Origin of the sequence: Streptomyces sp. NL15-2K (assembly GCF_030551255.1) — a bacterium.
Taxonomy (GTDB): domain Bacteria; phylum Actinomycetota; class Actinomycetes; order Streptomycetales; family Streptomycetaceae; genus Streptomyces.
The window spans coordinates 4,279,975-4,302,980 of record NZ_CP130630.1 but is presented as its reverse complement, the minus strand read 5'-3'; the positions used below and the strand labels follow the sequence as shown (position 1 = coordinate 4,302,980).

General features: G+C 64.6%; 25 protein-coding genes. 7 read left to right on the top strand and 18 right to left on the bottom strand.

Going from position 1 to position 23,006, the window contains the following annotated elements:
- Positions 1–109: 109 nt before the first annotated feature.
- Positions 110–868: a DUF899 family protein gene (locus tag Q4V64_RS19130; RefSeq protein WP_124441926.1), complete on the bottom strand. Its 759-nt coding sequence runs from the start codon at positions 866–868 to the stop codon at positions 110–112.
- Positions 869–1,081: 213 nt separating this feature from the next.
- On the opposite strand from Q4V64_RS19130, the gene Q4V64_RS19125 reads away from it, so the two are divergent.
- On the top strand, positions 1,082–1,492 hold the full coding sequence (locus Q4V64_RS19125) for a hypothetical protein (protein ID WP_124441927.1): 411 nt from the start codon (positions 1,082–1,084) through the stop codon (positions 1,490–1,492).
- A gap of 32 nt (positions 1,493–1,524) precedes the next feature.
- Here the strand turns inward: Q4V64_RS19125 and Q4V64_RS19120 are convergent, their stop codons facing one another.
- The gene (locus tag Q4V64_RS19120) at positions 1,525–1,743 is read right to left on the bottom strand and encodes a hypothetical protein (protein ID WP_303710614.1); all 219 of its coding nucleotides are present in this window, start codon (positions 1,741–1,743) and stop codon (positions 1,525–1,527) included.
- A gap of 428 nt (positions 1,744–2,171) precedes the next feature.
- Positions 2,172–2,882 carry a rhomboid-like protein gene (locus Q4V64_RS19115; protein ID WP_124441928.1) on the bottom strand — a complete coding sequence of 237 codons (711 nt, stop codon included), beginning with the start codon at positions 2,880–2,882 and terminating at the stop codon, positions 2,172–2,174.
- 195 nt (positions 2,883–3,077) lie between these two features.
- On the opposite strand from Q4V64_RS19115, the gene Q4V64_RS19110 reads away from it, so the two are divergent.
- Positions 3,078–3,944, top strand: coding sequence for an IS5 family transposase (locus Q4V64_RS19110; protein WP_124441929.1), 867 nt, complete (start codon positions 3,078–3,080; stop codon positions 3,942–3,944).
- Between the two features lie 202 nt (positions 3,945–4,146).
- Here the strand turns inward: Q4V64_RS19110 and Q4V64_RS19105 are convergent, their stop codons facing one another.
- Positions 4,147–4,326 carry a hypothetical protein gene (locus Q4V64_RS19105; RefSeq protein WP_124441930.1) on the bottom strand — a complete coding sequence of 60 codons (180 nt, stop codon included), beginning with the start codon at positions 4,324–4,326 and terminating at the stop codon, positions 4,147–4,149.
- 329 nt (positions 4,327–4,655) lie between these two features.
- Between Q4V64_RS19105 and Q4V64_RS19100 the strand changes: the two genes are divergently transcribed.
- A complete protein-coding gene (locus Q4V64_RS19100; protein WP_172629345.1) occupies positions 4,656–4,877 on the top strand; it encodes a GNAT family N-acetyltransferase in 222 nt (73 codons plus the stop codon).
- Positions 4,878–5,123: 246 nt separating this feature from the next.
- Positions 5,124–5,423 (top strand): NIPSNAP family protein, encoded by a 300-nt coding sequence (locus tag Q4V64_RS19095; protein ID WP_124441932.1) that lies wholly within the window; start codon positions 5,124–5,126, stop codon positions 5,421–5,423.
- Here the strand turns inward: Q4V64_RS19095 and Q4V64_RS19090 are convergent, their stop codons facing one another.
- From Q4V64_RS19090 to Q4V64_RS19040, 11 genes are all read right to left on the bottom strand, one after another.
- Positions 5,424–7,427, bottom strand: coding sequence for a WD40 repeat domain-containing protein (locus tag Q4V64_RS19090; RefSeq protein ID WP_253267135.1), 2,004 nt, complete (start codon positions 7,425–7,427; stop codon positions 5,424–5,426). It lies immediately after the preceding gene.
- Positions 7,349–8,962: an ATP-binding protein gene (locus Q4V64_RS19085; RefSeq protein WP_253267136.1), complete on the bottom strand. Its 1,614-nt coding sequence runs from the start codon at positions 8,960–8,962 to the stop codon at positions 7,349–7,351. Before Q4V64_RS19085 ends, Q4V64_RS19090 begins: the two co-directional genes overlap by 79 nt.
- Before the next feature lie 187 nt (positions 8,963–9,149).
- Positions 9,150–9,662, bottom strand: a complete 513-nt coding sequence (locus tag Q4V64_RS19080; protein ID WP_172629346.1) for a DUF6879 family protein — start codon at positions 9,660–9,662, stop codon at positions 9,150–9,152.
- A gap of 388 nt (positions 9,663–10,050) precedes the next feature.
- Entirely contained in the window at positions 10,051–10,422 is a 372-nt protein-coding gene (locus tag Q4V64_RS19075) for a hypothetical protein (RefSeq protein ID WP_124441933.1), read from the bottom strand.
- A gap of 79 nt (positions 10,423–10,501) precedes the next feature.
- Positions 10,502–10,939 (bottom strand): hypothetical protein, encoded by a 438-nt coding sequence (locus tag Q4V64_RS19070; RefSeq protein ID WP_124441934.1) that lies wholly within the window; start codon positions 10,937–10,939, stop codon positions 10,502–10,504.
- 328 nt (positions 10,940–11,267) lie between these two features.
- Positions 11,268–11,675 (bottom strand): hypothetical protein, encoded by a 408-nt coding sequence (locus Q4V64_RS19065; protein WP_124441935.1) that lies wholly within the window; start codon positions 11,673–11,675, stop codon positions 11,268–11,270.
- The gene (locus Q4V64_RS19060; RefSeq protein ID WP_124441936.1) at positions 11,672–12,133 is read right to left on the bottom strand and encodes a hypothetical protein; all 462 of its coding nucleotides are present in this window, start codon (positions 12,131–12,133) and stop codon (positions 11,672–11,674) included. Before Q4V64_RS19060 ends, Q4V64_RS19065 begins: the two co-directional genes overlap by 4 nt.
- A gap of 87 nt (positions 12,134–12,220) precedes the next feature.
- A complete protein-coding gene (locus tag Q4V64_RS19055) occupies positions 12,221–13,069 on the bottom strand; it encodes a helix-turn-helix transcriptional regulator (protein WP_124441937.1) in 849 nt (282 codons plus the stop codon).
- Complete coding sequence (locus Q4V64_RS19050) at positions 13,066–13,806, bottom strand: DUF6879 family protein (protein WP_124441938.1); 741 nt, start codon at positions 13,804–13,806, stop codon at positions 13,066–13,068. The genes Q4V64_RS19055 and Q4V64_RS19050 overlap by 4 nt, the downstream gene beginning before the upstream one ends.
- 309 nt (positions 13,807–14,115) lie before the next feature.
- Complete coding sequence (locus Q4V64_RS19045; RefSeq protein WP_124441939.1) at positions 14,116–14,328, bottom strand: DUF397 domain-containing protein; 213 nt, start codon at positions 14,326–14,328, stop codon at positions 14,116–14,118.
- Complete coding sequence (locus Q4V64_RS19040) at positions 14,325–15,173, bottom strand: helix-turn-helix transcriptional regulator (RefSeq protein WP_172629363.1); 849 nt, start codon at positions 15,171–15,173, stop codon at positions 14,325–14,327. The genes Q4V64_RS19045 and Q4V64_RS19040 overlap by 4 nt, the downstream gene beginning before the upstream one ends.
- Before the next feature lie 237 nt (positions 15,174–15,410).
- Between Q4V64_RS19040 and Q4V64_RS19035 the strand changes: the two genes are divergently transcribed.
- Positions 15,411–16,046, top strand: coding sequence for an ATP-binding protein (locus Q4V64_RS19035; protein WP_124441941.1), 636 nt, complete (start codon positions 15,411–15,413; stop codon positions 16,044–16,046).
- Between the two features lie 158 nt (positions 16,047–16,204).
- Positions 16,205–18,166 carry a hypothetical protein gene (locus Q4V64_RS19030; protein WP_124441942.1) on the top strand — a complete coding sequence of 654 codons (1,962 nt, stop codon included), beginning with the start codon at positions 16,205–16,207 and terminating at the stop codon, positions 18,164–18,166.
- A 60-nt stretch (positions 18,167–18,226) separates the two neighbouring features.
- Here Q4V64_RS19030 and Q4V64_RS19025 read toward each other — a convergent pair whose 3' ends face one another.
- The 3 genes from Q4V64_RS19025 to Q4V64_RS19015 all read right to left on the bottom strand — a co-directional run bounded on the left by Q4V64_RS19025 (position 18,227) and on the right by Q4V64_RS19015 (position 21,196).
- A complete protein-coding gene (locus Q4V64_RS19025; RefSeq protein ID WP_124441943.1) occupies positions 18,227–19,429 on the bottom strand; it encodes a DNA cytosine methyltransferase in 1,203 nt (400 codons plus the stop codon).
- Between the two features lie 90 nt (positions 19,430–19,519).
- Positions 19,520–20,533 (bottom strand): DNA cytosine methyltransferase, encoded by a 1,014-nt coding sequence (locus Q4V64_RS19020; protein ID WP_124441944.1) that lies wholly within the window; start codon positions 20,531–20,533, stop codon positions 19,520–19,522.
- Positions 20,534–20,704: 171 nt separating this feature from the next.
- A complete protein-coding gene (locus tag Q4V64_RS19015; protein WP_124441945.1) occupies positions 20,705–21,196 on the bottom strand; it encodes a very short patch repair endonuclease in 492 nt (163 codons plus the stop codon).
- A gap of 637 nt (positions 21,197–21,833) precedes the next feature.
- Between Q4V64_RS19015 and Q4V64_RS19010 the strand changes: the two genes are divergently transcribed.
- Positions 21,834–23,003 carry a DNA sulfur modification protein DndB gene (locus Q4V64_RS19010; RefSeq protein ID WP_124441946.1) on the top strand — a complete coding sequence of 390 codons (1,170 nt, stop codon included), beginning with the start codon at positions 21,834–21,836 and terminating at the stop codon, positions 23,001–23,003.
- The last annotated feature ends 3 nt before the right edge of the window (positions 23,004–23,006 follow it).

Genomic DNA, 23,006 nt, shown 5'->3' with positions numbered 1-23,006 from the left:
GGGGTTTTCCTGTACGAGGGTGGAACAGATCTGCCAATCACGTGGTGGGGACCGCGGAGCGACAACAGGGGGCTGGGCGACGGCTGGGCTGTGGCCTTCGGGGTCGGCCTCAAGAGCAGCAGCCCGAGCTGCCCGTGCCGGCCGGCCCGTCGTGGAGGCCGTCGTCGTGCCCGGCGGCGATCCGTGCCCATTGCGCGGTCGGCCGGCCGTCCTGGCGGAACTGCTGACCGCGGGTCTCGTACGGCTGCGGCCAGCCCGGCGGGCAGTCCTCCCAGGTCTCCTGCCGCCCGTAGACAGTCATGTCCAGGATGCCGTACGACGCCGCCATGGGTTCGACGCCGCGGCTGGTGGTCCAGTACGTCTCGTAGACACGGTCGCCGTCGCGGAGGTAGCACGCCTTCATCCCGAAGTGGCGACCGGCGACGAGCCGTTCGTGGGACTCGGCGGGTACGGAGTACCAGGGCAGCTCCCAGCCCATGAATCGGCGGTAGCGGTCCGACTCCTCGTAGGGCCCCTGGCAGAAGACGGCGAACGTGACGTCACGCTGGTGCAGATAGGACAGTTCACGGACCTGGCCGGTGAAGAAGGTGCAGCCCTCACACTGCTCGGCGGCGGGGCGGCCGTCATGCCACATGTGATACGACACGAACAGCTGGGTGCGTCCCTCGAAGACGTCGATCAAGGGGACGGGTCCCTTGCCTCCGACGAGCGAGGTCGAGGGGTCCACCTCGGTCATGGGCAGACGGCGCCGGGCGGCGGCGATCGCGTCGCCCTCCCGGGTGTGCGCCTTCTCCCGGGTGCGCAGGGTGTCGATTGCGGCCAGCCACTCCACACGGGAGACGACGGGCGGCGTGTTCGTTGCAGTCATGTCCGTACTGACCCGGCAGCCCGCAAAAACTCATCGTTCGACTGATCAAGACTGCGAACGGACACGGAATGCGGACGCCGTCCGAGGTCATGGCACAGTGCCGGACGGACAGATTGCTGCCGGAGTGGAAGGACGTACGAACCGATGAACTCCCAGGCTCCCGAACAGCACGAACCGGCAGAGCACACCCGATTCGCCGCCTACACAAGGGCCTTGGAGCAGGTCACGGCTTCCGATGAACCTGACCTGATCCGCAGGATCCTCGCCGACCCGGACCAGACGATGGCCCGATCAGCGATCGTCCGCCACATCGATCGACAAGCCGCCACCCGCTACTCGACCCCTGCCTACGACGCCTGGGCCGAATCAGTCGCCCAAGCAACAGCCGGCAACCCCTTCCTGACCCAGCGCCTTCGGGATTGGGCTCTTCTACGATCCATCGCAGTCACCCAGCAGTGGGATCCCGCATCCCTCGCAGAGGCCCCCAACTGGCTGCAACTCAAGATCGCGGCAACCCCAGCCATCCCCTCCGCAGCTCTCACGCTCCTCGCTGCCGAGGGCCGCACCAAGCGGATCCGTCACACAGCCAGGATGAGCCTCGTCGAGCGAACGAGTAATCAGTGACGGCAAGCCACCTGCTCACCATGAGTTCCTCCTCACGGGCTCAGCAGCGCAATCCGGCCGGTCATCAGGACGTCGTGATTGGCGAAGAGCGCGTCGAGGACGATGCGTCGGCGGATATGTGCCGACCACTTCGCATACGGCAGGTCTGTGTACGCCTTGACCATCCGGGCGCGGCTCGCTTGAGTCAGGATCCATCGGGCCTGGTCACCACCATGGGTACGGCCGCCGAGGTCCCCTGCCAGGCGCCACAACTCTTCGCCGTCGCTCTCTTCGTCTACGACGGTGACGAGGCCGATGTCTCCCAGGCCGCGCTCGTCGCTGGACTGGGAGGTGTAGTGAGGAAACTCGGGCTAGCAACCCGCCACAGGCGCGCATGGTCGTGAGGTCGAGGGGCGGCGGCGTGTCGGTCCTGGGTGTGGCTTTTCACCGGGCAGCACCAGCCCTTCGGCAGCCAGGGCAGCGGCATGTCAGGCCAGCCGAGCGCGTCCACGAGACGCTCGCGGTCCGGTGCAGCCGTGACCGTGCCCCGCCCGGTCAGGCCGACGCGTTTCCCGTTCGGGGTGAGCCGGGTACGTGTCGATGGCCATCTGGGAACTGCCCGGCTCAGAAACTGTCGGGTAACCATGCGGCTACGCTGAGGGAGTGGCCTCGGCAGTGCTCCACCGGCGACTCAGGGGCTTCAGGCACTGGAGACAGATTCAGCTGTTTCCCGCGTTGACCGGGTCCGGAACATGGCGAACCCCATAGCCAATCCGATCAGTGCCGCCGAGATGTGGCCGATCGTGGTGAAGTCCGGCAGCCAGCCGTACCATTGCGCTGCCGTCAAGGGGTAGAGCACGGCTACTGCGCACCACCAGGGGCGGCCTCGGCGCGGCAGGAGTGGTGTGACCGCAGCGACGGCAGCGATGGACGCGTAGCTCACGCCGTAGTCCAGCGCGTGCCGGCTGTCTGCCGGATAGGTCTCCGCGCGGGTCGCTATCGATACGACGACCAATGTGATGAGAGTGGCGCTGACGTGGGCCAACAACGCTGCCCCTAGGGCGCGCAGGGCTCCGAGCCGGCGTTCCAGGAGGGCGAGGCAGACGGAGATGCCGAGTCCGACTACCAGTAGGTTGTCGAGCCATGTGGCGTCATCGAGAACGAGCAGGCTCCCGAAGAGCGTGGTAACTGGATGCCGGGGCAGGTTGTCCAGGTTGGTGCTGATAGCCTCAAATATCCGGTCCGCGGTCGGGCCTGGCAACACATGCTTGACAACCACCGTGCCGATAGTCAGAAGCGCCAGGTAGGTGAGAGTAGCCGGGCTGCGTCGCGGGTACTGGACGACAGCGCGTAGGAAGCGGCCGAGCAGGTCGCTGCGAGCCGGGACGCTGTCCGAAACATCGGTCATCATGCGGGTGGTCCTCAACACTCATTCGTTCGTCTGGCAGTCTGCCACCCGTGGCGACGGGTGATCCGGAGGTTCAGCCGGCACCCGACTGTCGACCGCGCCGACCCAGAAAATGTCGGATGACTGATCAGTTACGGTCAGTTGCGGCACCTGGGTCGCTCTCCGGACGTGGCGATGGCTCCGGAATGATCACGTGGTGTGTGTACAGGCGATAACTCCGGGGCCAACTGCAGCTCATGCTATTCGTCCAGCCTGACCGATCCGATGTGGCAGATTGTCAGGCCGCTACTTCCCGTGCGTAACCTGTGCAAAGGCGGAGCTCCGCGCAAGTACGACGACCGGTTGATCCTCGACTCCATCTTCTACGTGCTGCGGTCGGGCTGTCAGTGGCGCATGCTGCCACGCGACTTGATGCCATGGGATGCCGCCCATCGGTGGTTCACGAAGTGGCGTAAGGACGGCATCTGGGACCACGTTCATGACGCTCTGCGCCGACAGGTCCGCGAAGCTGCCGGACGCGACCCCGGACCCTCCGCAGCCGTGCTGGACGTGCAGACCATCAAGTCCAGCGACGGCGGTGAGGCCCGCGGGTACGACGCGGGCAAACGAATGACGGGCAGGAAGCGACACGTGGTAGTGGACACGATGGGCCTGCTGCTGGTCGTGATGGTGACCTCTGCATCCATGCAGGACCGCGCTGGTGGCAAGGAGATCCTGCGGCGTCTCGCGGCTTCATTCCGCACGGTTGGCCTGGTCTGGGCCGACGGCGGGTACGCCAACTCCGTTGACAAGAAGCTACTTTCTTGGGCTCGCGAGACCCTCGGCATGGTCCTGGAGATCGTCAAGCGCACCGACGACGTGAAGGGATTCAAAGTGTTGCCGCGACGCTGGGTGGTGGAACGCACCTTCAGTTGGCTCGTGCGCAACCGCAGGCCGGCACGGGACTACGAGCGCATGACTGCCACTTCGGAAGCGATGATCAAGGTGGCCATGATCCGTCTGATGCTGGCCAGACTCACCCGGTCGGCTCCGCGGTGGAGCATCAAAGAGCACAGCGTTCAGTAATCGATCAGTTACCCGACAGTTTCTCAGGCGGGTTCCGGCGTTCACCGCGCGCCCCCTCCCGCAACCGGCCCGAGGCCGACGCACACGCACCGTGGCTGGAGGGCGGACGCTGACCGGCGTCATACGCGAAGCGTCGGTGTGGGGAGAACATATTCTCCCCACACTGACAAAAGCAGTCCGTCAGAGCAGCCAAAAGGCCAGGTCAGTACTGGTCGCAGTTCTGGCCGTAACGATCGCAATCCCACGGGGCGTCGGCCTGATTGCTGCTGGCGCCGCCGCCGGCGAACGTGAAGGCCACGATTCCGAAGACTGCGGCGGCCGTCGCCAGGCTCGCGGTGATGCGCGCGGCGAGACGCTTTTTCATGGATCCTGCAGAAGTCATGTGGATGCTCTTTCCTCTGTGGGGGGTCCCGCAAGTAGTTGAAGTCTAATGCATCTGTGAGGAAAACATTGATTTCGAACCGTCAAAGTCCAACGCGAGAAGCCGGGTTGCCCCGTGAAAGCGCCCTTCGTCACCGTGCACGTGCGGGTGCTGGCTCTGGCTCAACGGCGCGCCCTCTTTAGGCGGCACTCATACGATGGTTTGGTAGTCCACGCTCACACGGTGGAACGTACCCGCCTGGCGAACTCTTCGGTACGTACAGCATGGTGCCAGGCGGCGTCCCGCGCCTGGCAGGCGGCGAGGACTTCGGCCGGGTTCTCTCGGAGCTCATGGTCGTCGAGAAGGTTCGCGGCACGGGCATCGCCCGGCAGATCCACGATGAGCTGCTGCGTGACAGAACGGAGGAACGTGTCACGCTCCTGGTCGATCGGGTCCATCCCAAGGTCCGTGCGCTGTACGAGTCCTGGGGCTACGAGTGGTTCGGCGAAGTGCTGCCGTTTCCCGAGGTGCCTTTGTACGACGCCTTGATCCTCCGACGCGGAACTGGATGAGCGGGCCAGCCCATGCTGAGTCCGTGAGGGCGGTGTGCTGCTGTGGGAGTTGCCGCAGTGCTCTCGGAGCAGTACTCACGCGGCACACTCCAGCCCCTCGGGCCTTGGGATACGTCGTCGACCGTACCCCGATTCGTCAGGTCTCCTGCGGAGCCGGTGCCTGCCGCGAGTGATCTCGCTTCCTGTCGCTGACCCCTCTGCGGCGCATAGCCTGCCGTCCGGGAGTTACGACCTAGGAGGAGCCGCATGCCCAGGACTACTCAACTGCGCACTTACACCGTCCGGGAGGGAATGCTCGACGAGTGGGTGGAGCGGTGGCGTGCGGAAATCGTGCCGCTGCGCGTGGAGTTGGGGTTCGCCATCGATGGCGCCTGGGTGGACCGGGAGCGCAATCAGTTCCTGTGGCTCATCTCGTACGACGGCCCGGAGACGTTCGCCGAACGCAACGCGGCCTACTGGGCTTCACCGGAGCGAAAGGCGATGAACCTGGACCCGGACGAGTACCTGGTGCACACCGATGACCGGACGGTCGAGCCGCAGTTGTGATCACGGGTCCAGCGGCAGCATGTGGTGTCGCCGCTCCTCGTTGCTGAGAACGCGGAAGACCCGGCCGCGCGCTTCCGCTTCCAGGCGGTCGAAGTCGGGGTTGGCGAGCCATACGCGGGCAGTGCCGTCGGAGGACGCGGTGAGCAGGCGTGTGCCGTCCCGGGACCATGCGACCGAGGTCACCTTGTCCTGGTGCACTCCGACGATGGCGATCTCCTCAAGGGTCGCCGACGACCAGATGCGTACGGTGCGGTCGTCGGACCCGGTGGCGATGATCCGGCCGTCCGGCGACCAGGCGACAGCACGGACGCGGCCCTCGTGGCCCTTGAGGACCTCGATGCGGCGGCCTGTTGCGGTGTCCCAGACGGCCGCTGTCCAGTCACCGGCGGCGGTGGCGACCCGCTCCTCGTTCGGGGACCAGGCGACATCGTCGACGTAGTTGTCGTGGCCGCGCAACACTGTGAGCTGCCGGGATTCGGCCACGTCCCAGAGCCGGCATGTGCGGTCGTCCGAGGCGCTGGCCAAGAAGCGGCCGCTGGAGGACCAGGCAATTCGGCTGATCCAGTCCTGATGTCCCGTCAGGCAACTCAGTTCTGCACGATCTTGGGCCGCCCACACCCTCACTGTGCCGTCGTGGTCTCCGGTGGCGACACGGTTGCCGTCCGGGGCCCAGCCGACACACTCGACCACAGCTCCCCGGTGGTCGAACTCGCTCTCCTGACCCGGGCGGACGATGCGGAAGAGACCGTCGTTGGTGCTGATGGCCATGCGGTCGTCGATCGGTGACCACGCGGTGCTCCATACGCGGTCCGTCTCTTCGATCACATGGCTGGAAGGGGCGCCCGTTGCGGCGTCCCATACTCGGACCGTTCCGTCGTCCGACGCGGTGGAAATCCAGGTCTCGTCGTGCGACCAGGCCGCCTGGTTCACGGGCCCGTGGTGCCCATCGAGAAGCAGACTCTCGGCACCGCGCGGCCTCAAGTCCCATACGCGTGCGGTGCCGTCGGTGGAGCTGGTGACGATCTGATCGCCCGACGGGGACCACGCAACACCCCAGACCGTGTCGGTGTGTCCTCGCAGGACGGCGATCACCTTCGCGTCGTGCGCGTCGACGATGCGTACGGTCCGGTCGGAGGAGGCCGAGGCGAGCATCCGCCCGTCGGGTGACCAGGCGATGTTCCAGACGTAGTCGGTGTGGCCGCGTACCAGGAGCCGCAGTTCGCCGGTCTCGGCATCGGAGATCCGTACCGTGTGGTCACCGGAGCCGGTGGCTATGAGGCGTCCGTCCGGGGACCAAGCGATGCCCTCCACGAAGTCGGTGTGGCCGCTCAGCGTTGTCACCGAGGTGCCGGTGGCCAGGTCCCACACCAGGGCGGTCTGGTCGTGCGAGGCGGAGGCCAGGCGGGTGCTGTCCGGCGCCCACGCGAGGCCCCACACGTCGTCCCGGTGTCCCCGCAGCTCGTGGACGAGATCCCCGGTTTCGGCGTTCCACACGCGCGTCGCCTGGTCGCGTGCGGTAGCGGCAATCCAGCGCCCGTCGGGTGACCAGGCGACCTGTCGCCCGGTGTCGGCGGCGCCGGTGAGCAACCGCAGTGGTTCTCCCGACGTGGCGTCCCAGATTCGTACGACCTGTTCGCGGCCCACGGTGGCGACCCGGGCCGAGTCCGACGACCAGGCCACGCTCTCGACCATCGTGCCGCCGGACGGGAGGACGTGCAGCGAGCGACCCGACCTCGCGTCGTATAGGCGAGCTGTGCCGTCTCTCGACGCGGTGGCCAGAAGGCAGCCGTCCGGCGACCATGCGATGTGCCGGACCACGTCGGTGTGTCCGTCCAGTTGGGTGCGCAGGTGACTGGATGCCAGAGCCGTCATCAGTCCGCGTCTGGCAGCCGGGGTCGGGGTGCATTCCCCCAGCGCTGCCAGCGTCAGCAGCAGCGAGTGCTCCGGTTGCAGTTCCGCGGCGCCGAGCGCGTACTGCCCGATGCTGTCCGAGACGCGGCGCAAAAGGCGAGATCGCGTCGCTGCGAGAACTCGACGAGAGACTGCGCGGTCCCCGAGGCCTGCCCGGTCTCTTGCAGCGCCTGCAGCCATCGTCGGGCCAGGGTGAGCCGTTCGCCGGTGAGCAGGTAGTCGGGGCTGCGTCCGGAGCGGTCCCAGTCCTCTGCCCATCGTTCGAGCTCCGCGCGCTGACGCAGTTGCTCGGTATGTGCCTCGACTTCCTGCCGCAAGGGGGCCCACTGACGGAACAGAGCCTCGTGCGTCACCTGGGCATACGGATCTTGACCCGCGTGTACGTCCGACATCAGCAGGCGCGCGTCGACAAAGGCGTCCACGACGCGTCGTTCCTGCGCCGTCAGCTCGGCGAGCGGTACGCGGCGCCGGGCCACTTCCTGACCCTGCACGGTGACGAACCTGAGCAGCACCTTCAGTACGAAGTCGATACCGTCGTCTCCGCAGCCGAGCTCCGACACGGTGTCGTCAGCCTGACGCGCGAGGGCCCCGGCGACGCCGCCGAGGCTGTGATACAGCTCCTCCGACACCGTCTCACCAGGACCGGAGGCGAAGTACAGCTCCTGCAACAGATACGCGAGCAGCGGCAGCGCGTCGTCCGTGCCCACGTCGTTGACGAAGGCCTCCACAACGCCAGGCGCGAAGGAGAGACCAACGAGTGCGCCGGGCCGCTCCACCACCTGGGCGAGTTGGTTCCTGCCCAGCGCGCCGATGGCGACCGGGTGCTGGAACAACTCGGCGTGACGCGTACCGAGGAGCTGTCCCAGGAACTCCACACGAAGCGTGGCGAGCACCCGGATCCTCGCATCCTGCGTCACGCAGGCATGCAGCGCCTCCAGGAACTGGGCACGCTCCCGCTCGCCGGCGAGAGTAATGATCTCTTCGAACTGATCGACTACGACCAGCATGTGGCGGAACCTGCTTCCGCGCAGCCGGGCCAGCTCCGCAGGCACGGAGGCAGGGTCCTGCCGCAGGCGTCGTAACACCGCGCCCGCTGATTCGTGCTCCCCACCAGCCGTGGAGATGGCGGAGGCCAACGCCCCAAGCGGATTGGGGCCCGGCGAGAAGGCGGGCAGGATCGACCACCGCCGGACGCGCAGCCGCGGCAACACCCCCGCTCTCACGAGCGACGATTTCCCGCTCCCCGAGGCCCCGACGAGCACGAGAAACCTGTCGACGGGCTGGTTCTGCGGTGCGTGCAGCCGCCGCGTCAGATCCTCGGACTGGTTCTCCCTGCCGAAGAAGACCGCGGCCTCGTCCTCCACGAAGGCATCCAGCCCGGGGTACGGGACCCGGTCGTGGGGCCAGTCCGTCGGCGGAGGAGCAGGGTTCTCCAGCCGATGGACCACGATCTGCATCACCACCATCGTGACGATCAGCAAGCCGATGGCCGGGATGGCAACCTGCTGGAGCAGATGCAGGAGCCACGGGGCTTCGTTCTCGCTGGTGGCGTAGTTGGTGACGATCCCCAGCAGGCTTGCGACGAGCACCAGCATTGCCTGGAGCAACAGCTGGAGGCGGTTCCTCATGACGGACCAGCCGTCAGCACGCCGTTATGCTGCCGCAGCACTCCGTGTCCCCGCTCTGCCGTCGTCAGTCATTGGGCATCGGGTCACCGACGCTTGTGAACATCATCTGCGGGGTGGGGGCCGATCTCAACAGGGCCCTGCAAAACCGGTCACGGTGTGGTGTGGCGCTGAACTCTTCCCTTGCCGATCAGGTGAGCTGGTAGTCCGCGTGCGGGACGCCCACTTCCCAGACCGCTTCAAAGGCACTCGCACACAGTTTGATCTCCGCAGGGTCCGTGCTGATGGAGGGGCCCAGCCACTCGCCCTCGCCGTCAAAGTGGTTCACCAGCAACAGAGATGAGTCGAACAGCCAGAAGTCGTTGCCGGGCAAGGCAATGCCCGTGGCCTTACGGCGCGGCAGCCAGCGCACTTCTTCGCCTGCGGCGATGTTCAAGCCGTTCGTCACCTCGTGCTCGAACCGGATGTACTTGCTCACCGGCTCGGACACGATCCGCGCACGGCGGACCTTCACACCCCGGCCCGTCGCCTCGGACACCAGGGCCAGCCAGTCGGCCCACCTCTCGCTGGGGTCGATGGCGACGCCGGCGGCCCAGTCGATGTAGGCCGGGTCCGACTTCATGTAGGAATCTCGCATTTCCAGGTGGACCGCCGACTCATGGCAGCCACGGAACAGGTCCTCAAACGTCGGAACGGTGGTCACGCTTTACCTCCAGAAGAACTGGACCTGCGGCGAGGGATCTCCAGCCGACGACGTGCTGGCCGGGGTGACGACTCGGCGGAGGCTCACGGTGGCATAAGCCTCGGTCTGGAGCGTGCCCCAGATCATTTCGGGGACATATTCCTTGCCAGTGCCGCGTCTGCCGGTACCCAGCCGATCACCTCGTCCTGGATGTCTTCCGTGCCGCTGGACAGCCGCTGCTGCCAGGGGACCGAACTGGTCACTGTGCGTTCCCTTCGGTTGCTGATCGTGAACCAGCGGAAGTCATACCCCGTGCAGCGGATCGCGCATCATCGCGGCGAACACCGGTGAGTCGGCGAAGGGCTACGTCGGCGCAGTGCCGCAGCTCAAGGCTCACAAGAGGTTCCTCCTACGGGTTCAACAGCGCAATCCGGCCGGTCATCAGGACGTCGTGATTGGCGAAGAGCGCGTCGAGGACGATGCGTCGGCGGATGTATGCGGACCACTTCGCATCCGGCAGGTCTGTGTACGCCTTGACCATCCGGGCGCGGCTCGCCTGAGTCAGGATCCATCGGGCTTGGTCACCGCCATGAGTACGGCCGCCGAGGTCCCGTGCCAGGCGCCACAGCTCTTCGCCGTCGCTCTCGTCGTCTACGACGGTGACGAGGCCGATGTCTCCCAGGCCGCGCTCGTCGCTGGACTGGGTGGTGTAGGCGACGGTGAGGCTTTCGAGGGGGAAGACGGTCACACGGCTGGTCGCGGTCAGCTCGGTGAGGGACATGGGGTGTTGTCCGTTCTGGCGCGGGAGGGCGAGCGGGCCGGCCGGGGGAGGGCCGACCCGCTCTGAGGGGGAGTGCGGGTCAGCAGCAGGGGCCGTCGCCGCAGCAGGCGGGCGCGTTGCACTCCGCAGCTGTGCCCCACAGCCGTTCGTCGACCTCGAACCCGGCGGACTTGATCTTGTCCACGACGTCGACCATCAGGCCGCGCGTGCGGACCTTCGAGTTCGGCTGGTGGTGCAGGAAGTAGCCGAAGTTCCGCTCACACCAGTCGGCGTACCAGCTAGTGTGCAGGATGAGCGTGTGCCAGCCCGGGTCGACCAGCTCGGACGGCGCCATGGCGGCTCCCTCGCCCGTCGAGCCCATGACGAAGACCAGGGCGAGAGCCTGGTCGACGACGCGCTCGGCGACACAGCGTTCCAGGCCGTATTCGTCGGCGCAGAACGCGGCGAGCGTGTCGAACTCGGTGTCGGTGACGAGGGAGCGTCCGGTGCGCGTTTCTGAGGCGACGGCGGTAGTCATCGTGCCGCCTCCTTCATGCTCACGCTGCTCCTGGGCGGGGTTGGGCCGGGTGGCCTTTCTGGCGGGGTTGTGCAGAGCACGGGTTCACCTCACAGTTGGAGGACCTATGGGTAGCCCTCTCCCGGAGTGCCGAATGCCGTCGTGTGCTCAGGGAGAGGGAGCCGGTAGATAGACCGCCGCGCAACGTGACGCAGCCCGTACGCAGCGGGAAACGGAGATCAAGCTGGCAGGTCGTCAGAGATAGTTTTGTGTGTCAGCGACCGGCCAACTGGAGCGTCACGATGGCCGTCTCTTCTGCGGGATCGGGCAGGATGCCGACCGCGAAGGCTCACAATCGCGCGCCGATGGCGATCCGGTCGTTGCCGGCCAGACGCATCATCGCCTGGAGCACGATCTTCAAGCGGCGCTCGTCGAGGTGCTCCGCGGCGGAGAGATAGCTCTGCCGTACGCCCACGATCGACAGCACAAGCCCGAGAAACGCGCGCTCGCCATCGTCGAGCCCGAGCGAGTAGAGGCGTCCGGCCATGCCCTCCCACCGACACTTCATGACGCCGCCTTGCTTCGTCACGAGCGCTGCACGGACGTTGTCGCGGGCCAGGAGCTTCCGCTCTTCGACGAGGGCCTGCACCGCGGTGCGGTCGCGGAGGTCGGCCGCTGACCGCACGAGGAGCTCGCCGAGTTGCGGTGCGTCGGGCTCGTCGACCGATGTGCAGGAGGAGATCGTGGGGGTCGTCATCCGAGTGCCTCCGCGAGAGGTCGTCCGTCCTGGACGAATGCTGCTCTGAGCGCTTTCGGGTCGGTGAGGCGACCGGATCCGTCCGGGCGTTCCAGCCATGCGCGCTCGTCGATTGCGTACAGAACCGGCGGGCAGGCGAGCACCCAACCGGGCGGGTGCACTGTCAGCTGTTGTAGGTCGTCCAGTTCGTCACCGAGACATGGGGGTAGAAGCCACCAGGCCTGCGCCGTCGCAACGTCGACCAGGACGGGGCCGAGTTGCCGTCTGCTCACGTGTTTCATGGCTCTGACAGACCGGAGCAACGGGCCCTCGGCTACGCGCCAGTGCTCGCCACTCGGGATTCGAGCGTAGTCCTCGGCGGCCCACGCCCGACGCACGTCAGTGGGGGTCCGAGTGCAGGAGAGGAGCCAGTCCTGGCCTGCCTGCCAGGTGGTTCCGGTGATGGGCTTCGTGACCATGACCAGGACGTTAGGCCGAGCAATTGCGCGCCTGCGCGGCGATTGCGTGCGATTGCGCGTACGGGCACAGCGTTTGCGGTCGATTGCCTATGGCAGGTCCAAGGAAGCCCTCGCCCGGCCGATCAGGCGGCGTGCAGGCGCCCCGTACTCAGCGGACTCGGCGAACCAGTCCCACGCCCGCTCGTACAGTTGGATGTCCTCCTCGCCGGTGAGCCACAGCTCTTCGCTGATCGTCTCGACGATGACCAGCCTTCGGTCGTAGATCCAGAAGGCGTGCGGGGCCGTACGGCGCAGCTGTGCGCCGAACGGGAGGATGCCCAGCTCAATCCGGCGCTGGCCCACCAGGTTGTACAGCCGGTCCAGTTGCTCGGCCATCACGTCCGCAGGGCATGAGCGGTGGTACAGGGCGGCCTCGCACACGAGGAACCGGAAGATCTTCTCAGGGTCGTACAGCGCATCCTGGCGGCGCATGCGGGCCTCGACCGCTGCCTCGGTGGTCGGGGGGATTCCCCGGAACTCCGCGTTGGCGTCGAAGATGACTCGCGCGTACTCCGGCGTCTGGAACAGCCCCGGAACACGAGAAACTTCGAGCCCGCGGATCGCCTTCGTGGCTTCGGTCTGCCGGACGGCAATCTCTTGGCGGCCACGGTGTCCGCCGGCCAGCTGGCGCCGCCAGGAGCGGTGCCGCTGCTTCATCTCCAAGCCGGCCCGCAGCCCTTGGAGCTCCTCCTCTACGTCGCGTCTGCCGCAGGCCTGCGCCCACGCGGTGAGGTCGGCTGCGGTCGGAGTTTGCTTGCCGTTCTGGAGCCGGGAGACCTTCGACGGTTGGCAGCCGAGCTTGGCGGCAAGGTCCTTGCCTTCCAGACCGGCCTCGGTACGCAGCTCGCGCAGCCGCGCGCCGAGGGCTTCTCTGGCGGTCTGGTAGTCCGTGCTCACACGGTGGAACGTACCCGCCTGGCGAACTCTTCGGTACGTACAGCATGGTGCCAGGCGGCGTCCCGCGCCTGGCAGGCGGCGAGGACTTCGGCCGGGTCCTCGGTGACGTACACGCCCAGGGTGGTGTCTTCGTCGTCGAACGCGAAGCGCACGAGGATTTTGGAGTCGAAGAGCCAGAAGTCGTAGTCGGACAGCCGCAGTTCCTGCGCTTGGGCGCGGGTCAGGTTGCGAATGTCCTCGCCCGCGGCCACGTTGCCCGGGGCGCTCGCGAGGAGGAACTCCTGCCCCTGGGTGGGCGGTTCGTCCACGAAACGTACGCGTTCGAACCGCTTGCCCTTCGCCGTCTGCGCGCGGACGTTCTCACGCCATGCGTTGTCCGGATCCTGGGCGATGTCCTCGCCCGCGAGGAACCGCTGCCACTTGGTGCTGTTGCGGTCGGAGGCGTAGCCCCGGCGCGTCTCCAGGCGCCAAGCGGTGTGCTTGAAATCGCTGAAGAGGTGGGAGATCGAGGCGAACGGCTGGAGTTCGGGCGCGTCGCTCCTGGGCGCGTAACGGGTCAGCAGGCTGCGCGGCACGCGGACGAACGTCTCGGACTCCTTGACGTCCCGCAGCTGGGCCAGATGCTCCGGGTCGGTCTCCCGTTCGCCCTGGACGAGGACCTCGTCCGTTCCTTCGATGTCGTACAGGGTGGGGCAGTCACCGTCGTCGCTGGTCGTACCGATGAACCTGAGCGTCATGTGGCCCTCCGTCTGCGTTCGTTGGAAATCTAGGATGCTTGGGCACGACCGGGTGCATCCAAGGATTGCAGCAGATTGCGCATCCAGTGTGGCGGGCATGAATTGCGCGCAAGCGGGAGAGACGAAGGGCTATACGTGCGCCTTGCCGAGGCGCGGCTGCGGGAGCCGGGGCCGAGGCCGTACCAAGCGGATCCGTCGCACAGCCAGGGCGAGCATTCAGCGAACGAGCAATCAGTAACGGCAAGTCACCAGCACCTGGACGTCTGTGGAACAGATGCGCGCGCCTTGTTCCTGAAGACGAATGTGGGACTACGCCAACTTGCCGTGCTGCAAGGCCTGCGCGAAGTTACACCAGGCATCACGTCGAACCGTGACCACGGGGCCCATCGCGCTCTTGGAGTCGCGTACGAGCACACGCGCATCGGTCAACGCGCACTCGACGCACTCGCCTCCCGCGCCATTGCTGTACGTCGACGTGAACCAGATCAGGTGGCTGTCGTCCTTGGGCTTTGCAGTGCTCACCTTGTGTGTTCCTTCAGGACGGAGTTGATCAGTTGGGCCGAACGCTGAGGACTGAGGGCCGCGGCTCGCAAGCCGTCGAATGCCCTCGTGTACTCACGAACATGATGCTCGCCTTCCAAGTACACGGCATCGGTGATGCCGTCCCGGTACACCAAGTCCTGGTCTTCCGGGTCGGGGAAGCCGAGCATTGTGAAGGAACCCGTGGCTGGATAGGTGCCTGAGTCGAAGGGAAGCACCTGCAAGTTCACGCTGGGCAACTCGCTCATGTCCAGGACGCGTTCAAGCTGCTCGCGCATGAGTGCTCGATCCCCGATGACGTTGCGCAGAGCGCCCTCGTTCACGATGAACCAGGCGTCGGGGGCGTCGGCTCGCGTCAGCATGGTCTGGCGCTCCATGCGTACACGCACGGCCTTGTCGATGTCCTCGGCCGACATGTGAGCTCCCGTTTTGTGGAGCTCGCAGGTGTACGACTCGGTCTGCATGAGGCCTGGGATCAGCTCGCATTGGTACTGGCGGAACGTGGAGGCTTCCTGCTCCAGCCCGATGTAGATGTTGAACCACTCGGGGACGCCGGATCCGTGCACCTGCCACCAACCACGCGTCTTGGCCTCCCGGGCCAATGACTTGAGGAACTCACGCAGCTCGTCGGTGGTGCCGTAGAACCGGCACAGGGCATCGATGTCCGACGGTTGGACCCGGCCGCTGCCGGTCTCCATCCGGTTGACCTTGGAGCCGCTCCAGTCCAGCGCCTCGCCGACCTGAGCGCAGGTGAGTGCGCTCTTCTCCCGGAGCTTCTTCAGCTCGATCGAGAGACGGCGGCGGCGTGCCGTCGGTGAACCGGCCATCTCGAACCTCTCAACCATCCGTGGAGTAGCGGGTGTTCAGTCTCACGCCAAGGGGCGTGCTTGCCAATCACTCGGAAGTGGGAATCCCGCCGTGCACATTGCAGAACGGGATGAGTGGAGGCCATTCTAGCGAGCAACGCGACTCACTGTGAGTGCGCGTAACGCTCTGCTGATCATGTGAGGTCAGTGCAGAGGCGACATGCGACGAGAGAGGTCCTTGTGATCCAGGAAGCGTGTATGTCACGAAAGCCGTGGGACCTGGCCTTCTCGGCCGAACCCGAGGAAGTAGCCGCCCTGCGGCGCGTCATGCGACTTCATCTGGGGCTCTGGGGACTGCACGAAGTGACGGACGAAGCCCAGCTCTGCGTCAGCGAGCTCGTGTCCAACGTCATCGCGCACGTCGGCAACGGCACGCCGGCCACACTCGCGGTCTCCATGAACGGCACGTACCTGCGCATTGAAGTCCACGACCCCGACACACGCGCCCTCCCCACGCTGATGGCCGCGGATTCCGACTCGGAGGGCGGACGCGGTATGGCCCTCGTCGACGCTGTGGCCGACCGTTGGGGCGTTCAACTTCGTCCTGACCGGAAGGTGACCTGGTGTGAGCTGGCAACGGGGCTCACCGCGCCGCACGGGCACCTTGGAGGCCTGAGCGTTTCGCGTGCTGAAGCGTTGCTGGGCCTGTACGCAGGAACGCAGCTGCCTGGCGACTCCCAAGAGGGCCGGTTGAGCTCAACGATCGCTGAGGAGGCTGTGATTGACGTCGTGACAGATCTTCTTCACTGGCTTCGCGCGCACGGTTGCGATTCCGACGAGATCATCGACCGTGCCCAGCGACACTTCGATGCTCAGACGGAACGGACTCCTTGATAGACAACGGAGCGCCTCCAGCGGCTAGTTCAGGTCAGGTTCCGGCATCTCGAAACTGTGTGCAGAGGAGGAAGCCTGAGGCTATTGTGCTTTCCGGCAAGGGCATCCGCTCTTGCTGAGGCTCTAGGGCTACAGCTCTAGGGAAGGGAGAGTTCAGCATGCCCAGGTACGTGCATGTGCCGACGGAAGCAACGCATCAGCTCATCCGGCAGGCGTACGAGGCGGGTGGCCCCTACCAGTGGGCCAGGGAAGCGTGGAAGAACTCTGAAGAGAGCCATGCTTCGATCATCCAGTTCGGGATCGAGGAACAGGCCGCGGAGAGCCGCGGCGTCCTACGACGGACGATCATGGATAACGGCGAGGGCATGGAGCCCGAGGATCTCAAGATCTTCCTCACCACGTTCGGTGGTGGCGGCAAGCCCATCGGGATGGATCAGAATTTCGGGCAAGGATTCAAGTCTGCCGTCCTGCCGTGGAACCCTTACGGGGTCGTAGTCATCAGCTACACGCTGAACAACCCCGACGGGGCCATGCTGTGGATCTATCGGGATGAACAAGGGAACTACGCCCTGAAGGAGTGGGCAGCGCAAGACGAGGATGGCGATTTCGTCTCGTACCTGTCTACTCCTCAACCTTTCAATGACCTTGAGCACGGTTGTGACTGGGGTGCGATTCGACCTGACTGGATGGAAACCGGCACCATCATGGTGCTGCTCGGCCAGTCCGCGGAGTCGAGCACTTGGCAGGGAGACCCCGAGCCTTCCCGCCACGAGAGCGTCGACGGGTTGATCAAGTACCTCAACGGCCGCCTGCTCAAGGTACCCGAGCGAAACGGCGCGCCCATCGAGACTACGGTCTTCGACCTGTACGAACGTAAGAGCGCAGAGAGGCGCGCGAGCAAGGACAAGACCGTGGTCCTGCCGAGCGGTCAGGAGATGGTCTGGCGGCCGCGTCGGATTTACGGGCTCCGACACTTCATTCCTCGCACCGAACTCACCGGGATCGTCCAAGTCGACGAACACGGGACGGAGGCTGAGTGGTTCTACGTTCCGGATCCAGAAGACCCAGTAAAGGGATCCCGGGACTACGTCCACCAGCGCCCAGTCGTCGCTGTTGACTACCAGGGCGAGCTTTACCATGCGGACTCGGCTAAGAGTCGGTATCGGCAGTTCGGCATCACTGACGAGATCAGGGGACGCACCTGGCTGATCCTGCGTCCTCCTGTCTACAGCGACAGCCGGCCGATGGAGTGGGGCGTCCTCACTCAAGCGTCCCGGAACATGCTCATGGCCAAGGGAGGCGTCGATCTTCCGTGGGACCAGTGGGGGGACGCGTTCTTTGAACGTTTCCCTGAGGAGCTTGCCCGTGTACGGGACGAGGCCCGGTCCGGCAATCGCGGGCAGAGCGATGCTTCGATGGCCAAGAATCTGTCACGGATTCTGGATCGCTTGAATCCTCGGTTCAAAGCGTCGAGAGTCCTCTCCTCGGCAGCGGGGCTGGTCATGGGATTTCCTAGCGGAGCAACGACGGGGATCCCGGGCGGCCAGCGAACGACGAGCAACAGTGGGGGCAGGGGAGCAGCTGGTGGAGCTGGCGGCAGCGCGGGTCCTCAGCAAGTGCTAGCTCCTGCCGTTGGCGGCACTGCATCCGGTAGGTCCGCGAGGGCCAAGGGAGGCTTCCCGGCGTTCGAGTGGAAGAGGTTTGAACCGGATGAGGCCAAGTTCCTGGCAAGGTACGACCAGAATGACACGATGACGCTTTCGGAGGGTGTCGTGTCTCAGGGAGTCGTCTTCCTCAACGAGGCTCATCCTGTCTTTATCCAGGAGTGCAACTATTGGGTCGACAGCGTGTGGCCCAAAGCAGACCCAAAGCAGGTCCAAGAGCTGGTTCACCGAGTGTACGGCGAGGAAGCAGTTGCCCACGTTGTTCATGCGCAAAGACTTAATGGCACCGTTGTAGCCAACAACGAGAAAAAGCCGACGGTGATCAGCGAAGAGGACGTCCAACTGTTCCTGGAGCCCGTTGCCTTGTCGTCGGCTCTACTCGGGCTTGTGAATGTCGAGCAGCGAATCCTGACACAGGGCGGAGGTCTGTTCGGCAGCCGGGCAAACGCTCAGTAGGTCAACGCTACGACTGTGCCGCCGCGTGCTGAATAGCTGCGGCGGCACAGTGATCTTAGATCAAAGAGCGTTGTTTGCTGCGAGATGCTCGTGAATGTGCCTGGCCAAGCTCTCGGCTAGACCGACGGGAACGGCGTTTCCGATCTGTCGGGCAATCTGCAGTTTGGTTCCGCACCACTTAAATTCCTCGGGGAAACCCTGAATCAGAGCCGCTTCGTAGTGCGTGATGGGCCGGTCGAGAAAAGGGTGAAGATAACGACCCTTTTCGGGCTTGAAAAACTCAGTGCGGATCGTTACGGATGGCGTCTTCAGTCGGAGCCGGCCCATTACATCGCCTGTGCCGCTATTGTGGCGATCCCAACTTTCCGTTGAGAGGCTGACAACTTCTCCGTCGATCACCGCAGTCTTGCCGCGAAGGTCTTTCCTGTTGCCGCCCGGTGGAATTGCCTTGTATCTGGCCAGAGAAAGAGCGGTTGGATTTCTGCCGATGTGGAGTTCGTTAGTTCGGTAGATGCCGGGAACGACATGTCCGAGGATCTGTGCCTCTCGCGCCGGGAGTGAATTAGTCGGAGGGTCTTCGGGGGTCTTTCTGAAAATTCCCTCGACGGTCACCCACGGTAGACGTCCAGGAGCGTCAAACAGTGCCGGGTCGTCCGCTGGATCCCTTTCATGTGTCGGGACAGGATGGCCCAGTGCTGGCAGATCCTTGTGTGTGGCGATTACAATAGCGCGCTTTCTGGCCTGAGGTACTCCAAAATCTGCAGCATTTAGAACGGTCCGTTCGGTGAGGTTGTATTGCCGCAGTAGACCTCTCTTGTTCGACACGAGAAGTGCCTTGTACTCAGGCGAGTTGAAAAATCGATCTACGTTTTCAATGACGAAGATCTTCGGTTCCAGTGACGCGACTGCGCGCACGTACTCGCGCCACAGCTTATTTCTCGGGTCTAGTGGATTCTCTTCTCCCAGTCCTGAAAAACCCTGGCACGGTGGGCCTCCGAGAATTACATCGACTTTCCCTTTGTAGGGAGAGGGGTCCCACTCCTTGATATCGCCAGCGAAGACGTCGCAAGTTCCGCTTGTGCCATCGCTAAAGTTCGCCGCATATGTCGCAGCTGCGGACTTTTCGAACTCGACCGCAGCAACCGAGCGGTACGGCGATGCTTCGCCGGGAGCAGGCTTGTACGAGTGGAAGCCTTGGGTGAACCCGCCGCAGCCAGCGAAGAGGTCGACGACGTTGATCGTGGCAGTGGTGCGGGCGGTCATGGCGGACAGACTACAGACTCGGCGTGCCGCCCCCCGGCCTGGCCGGAGGATAGCAGCGTACCGCTTGCGGTGAGTGACACGCTGGGCACGTCAGGCCGCCTTGTCTGCCGAGGATTCGCGCAGAACGTCGGCTATCGAGGATGCGACAGCGTGCGCAACGGGAGGCGGGAAGGCGTTCCCGATCTGCTTGTACTGTGCGGTCCTGCTTCCAGCGAACTGCCAGTCCTCCGGGAAGCCTTGAAGCAGTGCGACCTGCTCAGGAGTGAGCTTCGGGTAGCCCTTCCTGCCACCCCTGCCGACGTTGTGCTGCAGAACGAAGTCAGGCCCGGGAACCTGCGCTGCCGTGGAGTTTCCGTTGACGGCCAGCTCGGCCCACCTCTGCTTGGCACGTTCCGGACCTAGGTCTCCTCCGCCATGCTTTTCCGAGCCTCCGACAATTGTCGGAGCGATGTCATTAGCGAGGCGTGCCCACTCTGCCGCTCCTGGCCAGCCCCCAGACTGCATAGATTCGTACAGCACCTCGCCTACTGTCTGTGGGAGTTCCCAGGAGCCCATCGGCCATTGAAACTTTTTGAGCCCCTCTCGAACAGCCACGATAAGGGTTCGTTGCCTCGTCTGAGGAACACCGAAATTTTGGGCATCCAAGACGTTGAACTGCACTTCGTAGCCCAGGTTCCCCAGCGTGTCCGTTATTTGATTCCGGACGGGAGAAAATTCGCGGCTCCGTGCCAAAGTCTTAACATTTTCCAGCATTACGGCGCGCGGGCGGAGTATCTTGATGAGTCTGAGGGCTTCGGGTAGTAGATCGCGTTCGTCGCCCGCGCCCTTCTGTGCGCCGGCTATCGAGTAGGGAGTGCAGGGGACGCCCCCGGCAAGGAGGTCGACGGTGCTTATTCCGGCGTCCCGCTCTGGCTCAAATTCGCGGAGATCTTTTTCTATAACATTCCAAGAGGGACGGTTCAGACGAAGCGTTGCGCACGCTTCAGCCTTGCGCTCCACTAGTGCGAGGTGTCGGAAGCCGGCTCGTTCCACCCCTATGGCCTGTCCGCCGCCACCTGCACAGATCTCGAGTGAGGTCAGGTTCTCACTGCTCAGCAAGGTCATCCTCCCCGTCTAGGTGATGCTGGAGGAGAGGGTAGACGGCCGGACTGACAATCGCTCCTGCCTGCGGTTTTGCCCGATCTGCGCAGGTCTTCTTGGTAGTTGGGCGCCAACGCAAGCCTTCGGGAGGCGAGAACAGCTTGGCTGGTGTTTGGGCAATGGGTGCTCTAGACGTCAGCCAAGGGCAGTGGTGCCATACTGGGAGTTTCGCCTCGCCCTGACCAGCTGGATGATCTCGGCGGCTGAGGACTGTGCGGAGGCGTGCTCCCAGTAGCGAAGTACGAGCCACCCCGCCTTCTCTAGCTGCCTGTCGGTATCTCGATCACGTGCGACGTTGCGCGCTACCTTGTCCGACCAGTAGCCCGAGTTGGTCTTCGGAGAGACATAGTGTTCCGGACAGCCGTGCCAGTAGCAGCCGTCTATAAATACGGCGACCTTGGCGGAGCGGAACACCATGTCGGCTGTCCGGCGAAGGTCTGGTAGCGGCCTCGCTGCGACTCGATACCGCAGCCCACTAGCGTGCACGAGCCGCCTGACGAGAAGTTCCGGTTTGGTGTCCCGGCTCCGCACCGCCTGCATGTTGCGCCGTTTCGCCGCGGAAGAAGCCCAAGAGCCTTCTGGCGGGACCCAGATCTCAAGGGCTTCGGCTGCCTTCTTTCGCGACATGACGTCCTTGCCAGGTTGACGTTGACGGCTAGGAGCAAGAACCACGTTACGTGATGGCTGGTTTGCCTAGCCGCAGGTCGGAGAGTTCGCTAGGCACCCACGCCAACAAGCAGCTCGACTCTGCAGAGGCCAAGCAACCGTCCGTCGTCATGGTTGCCGAGAGGCCGCCCGCTTTTTGGCAGTGTCGTGCTTCCACGGCCTGCTCAAGGGCGCCTCGCGTCGACGTGCGGCGATCGGCCTCCGGCACCCTTGACTCGGGCCGCTCCAGCACGGGGAAGAGGCGAGCGGGTGGGGCGGGGGAAACGGGGTCCGGGTCGGCTGGCGGAGCGTGAGCTCGGTTGTTGGCTAGGCTGGGGCCGGATCAGCACTCCGATGCGTATCTGCTGGTAAAGCGACTGGCCTCCGGTGGGCGCATGGGTGCGATGCAGGTGGGCCTGCCGGAACGGTCGGCGGCTCACTGTGAGTGGGAGCGAGGGCTTGATGGCCCCTGGCGACTACTGCCTGCGCTTGCCCCGTTACAAAGAATCGCTTCTCACGTAGTAGGGATGATTACTTGAAAAGCGTCTCACTCCTGGTCCTATAATCACACGTAGGCATAGTCTCTACGTGGGACGTGGGCAGGCTCAGGGAGATCACCATGGCCGAGGCGAAGCAGCAGCGGATGTTTGGGTTCGTCCCCTATCCGGCGATCGGGTACCGGATGGGTGGACGGCAGATGGTGGCGACTGCCATGACGCCAGTCGAGTACACGGGTGTCGTAGGGCCGCGGGAGGTCTGGGACCCGCTGTCCGGTGGCGGGACCAACCGCAAGGAAGACAAGGCTCATCGGCAACGCATCGCCAAGTACATCGAGGAGACCGAGGACTATGTCCTGAACTCCATCCTGGTGTACATCGGGCAGGCGGACGCTCGGTTCGTTCCCGACGAGGGCGCCCCTGACGGCCAGCCCGTTAAGACCGGGGTGCTGTATGTCCGACCAGGAGCCAAGTTCAAGGTCGGAGATGGTGGTCACCGTACTGGTGCCTACACCGACGTGGTCGAGGCGCATCGCGAGCTCGATGACGACGTGTACCAACGTCTGGTCGCGAGCGGGCAGCCGATCATTGTGGTGCTCGACGACGATCACGTGCGTCGCGCCCAGGACTTCACCGATCTTCAGAAGAACGCCAAGCCTCTGAGCGCCAGCATCGGCCAGTCCATGGACCGCCGGCGTGCCCTGAACCGCATCCTGATCGAGAAGATCATCAAGCGGGACGACGTTCCTCTCTTTACTGAGGGGCGCCGCGTCGAGTTCCTCACCGACACTCCGGGCAAGCTGAGTGCCAAGACGATGTCGTACAAGACGCTCCGCTACGCCAGCGGGACGCTCTTGGTCGGCACCGGGCTTCGTGATACCCGCGGCTGGGAAGATGCCGTGGAGCTCAAGATCGCCTCAGACGAGAAGGGTGTCGTCGCCAAGATCGTTGAGTTCTGGCAGGGGTTGGGGGAGTTGCCCGCGCTCAAGGAGTCGCTGGGGCGGGAGAAGGGGATCGCCTTGCTCCGCAACGACACGTGGCTACTGAGTGCCAATGTCCTCTACGCGATCTCCGCTGCCGTTCACCGGGTCGTGTTCGAGGATAAGCGGCTCGACCTATCGGCCTGCATGAAGGAGCTTCACAGCTTCGACTTTTCGCGAGGGCGCAACAGCCCTCTTGTTGGCACTTTGGTGGATCCCGGGACGTTCAAGGCCGTTGCCGGTCGAAGCGCTTGGGAGGGTGCCGCGGATGTGATCGTCGAACACCTCGGCGGTCGCTCCGAGTCGAACTGACCA

What these genes read in the sequence shown, in the direction of transcription:
- Q4V64_RS19035 (WP_124441941.1), top strand. Translation starts at nt 15,411, where the DNA reads ATGTCACGAAAGCCGTGGGACCTGGCCTTCTCGGCCGAACCCGAGGAA.
- Q4V64_RS19050 (WP_124441938.1), bottom strand. Translation starts at nt 13,806, where the DNA reads ATGACGCTCAGGTTCATCGGTACGACCAGCGACGACGGTGACTGCCCC.
- Q4V64_RS19060 (WP_124441936.1), bottom strand. Translation starts at nt 12,133, where the DNA reads ATGGTCACGAAGCCCATCACCGGAACCACCTGGCAGGCAGGCCAGGAC.
- Q4V64_RS19105 (WP_124441930.1), bottom strand. Translation starts at nt 4,326, where the DNA reads ATGACTTCTGCAGGATCCATGAAAAAGCGTCTCGCCGCGCGCATCACC.
- Q4V64_RS19040 (WP_172629363.1), bottom strand. Translation starts at nt 15,173, where the DNA reads ATGGCCGGTTCACCGACGGCACGCCGCCGCCGTCTCTCGATCGAGCTG.
- Q4V64_RS19025 (WP_124441943.1), bottom strand. Translation starts at nt 19,429, where the DNA reads ATGACCGCCCGCACCACTGCCACGATCAACGTCGTCGACCTCTTCGCT.
- Q4V64_RS19070 (WP_124441934.1), bottom strand. Translation starts at nt 10,939, where the DNA reads ATGACTACCGCCGTCGCCTCAGAAACGCGCACCGGACGCTCCCTCGTC.
- Q4V64_RS19100 (WP_172629345.1), top strand. Translation starts at nt 4,656, where the DNA reads ATGGTCGTCGAGAAGGTTCGCGGCACGGGCATCGCCCGGCAGATCCAC.
- Q4V64_RS19020 (WP_124441944.1), bottom strand. Translation starts at nt 20,533, where the DNA reads ATGACCTTGCTGAGCAGTGAGAACCTGACCTCACTCGAGATCTGTGCA.
- Q4V64_RS19075 (WP_124441933.1), bottom strand. Translation starts at nt 10,422, where the DNA reads ATGTCCCTCACCGAGCTGACCGCGACCAGCCGTGTGACCGTCTTCCCC.
- Q4V64_RS19085 (WP_253267136.1), bottom strand. Translation starts at nt 8,962, where the DNA reads ATGAGGAACCGCCTCCAGCTGTTGCTCCAGGCAATGCTGGTGCTCGTC.
- Q4V64_RS19095 (WP_124441932.1), top strand. Translation starts at nt 5,124, where the DNA reads ATGCCCAGGACTACTCAACTGCGCACTTACACCGTCCGGGAGGGAATG.
- Q4V64_RS19130 (WP_124441926.1), bottom strand. Translation starts at nt 868, where the DNA reads ATGACTGCAACGAACACGCCGCCCGTCGTCTCCCGTGTGGAGTGGCTG.
- Q4V64_RS19115 (WP_124441928.1), bottom strand. Translation starts at nt 2,882, where the DNA reads ATGATGACCGATGTTTCGGACAGCGTCCCGGCTCGCAGCGACCTGCTC.
- Q4V64_RS19030 (WP_124441942.1), top strand. Translation starts at nt 16,205, where the DNA reads ATGCCCAGGTACGTGCATGTGCCGACGGAAGCAACGCATCAGCTCATC.
- Q4V64_RS19015 (WP_124441945.1), bottom strand. Translation starts at nt 21,196, where the DNA reads ATGTCGCGAAAGAAGGCAGCCGAAGCCCTTGAGATCTGGGTCCCGCCA.
- Q4V64_RS19010 (WP_124441946.1), top strand. Translation starts at nt 21,834, where the DNA reads ATGGCCGAGGCGAAGCAGCAGCGGATGTTTGGGTTCGTCCCCTATCCG.
- Q4V64_RS19065 (WP_124441935.1), bottom strand. Translation starts at nt 11,675, where the DNA reads ATGACGACCCCCACGATCTCCTCCTGCACATCGGTCGACGAGCCCGAC.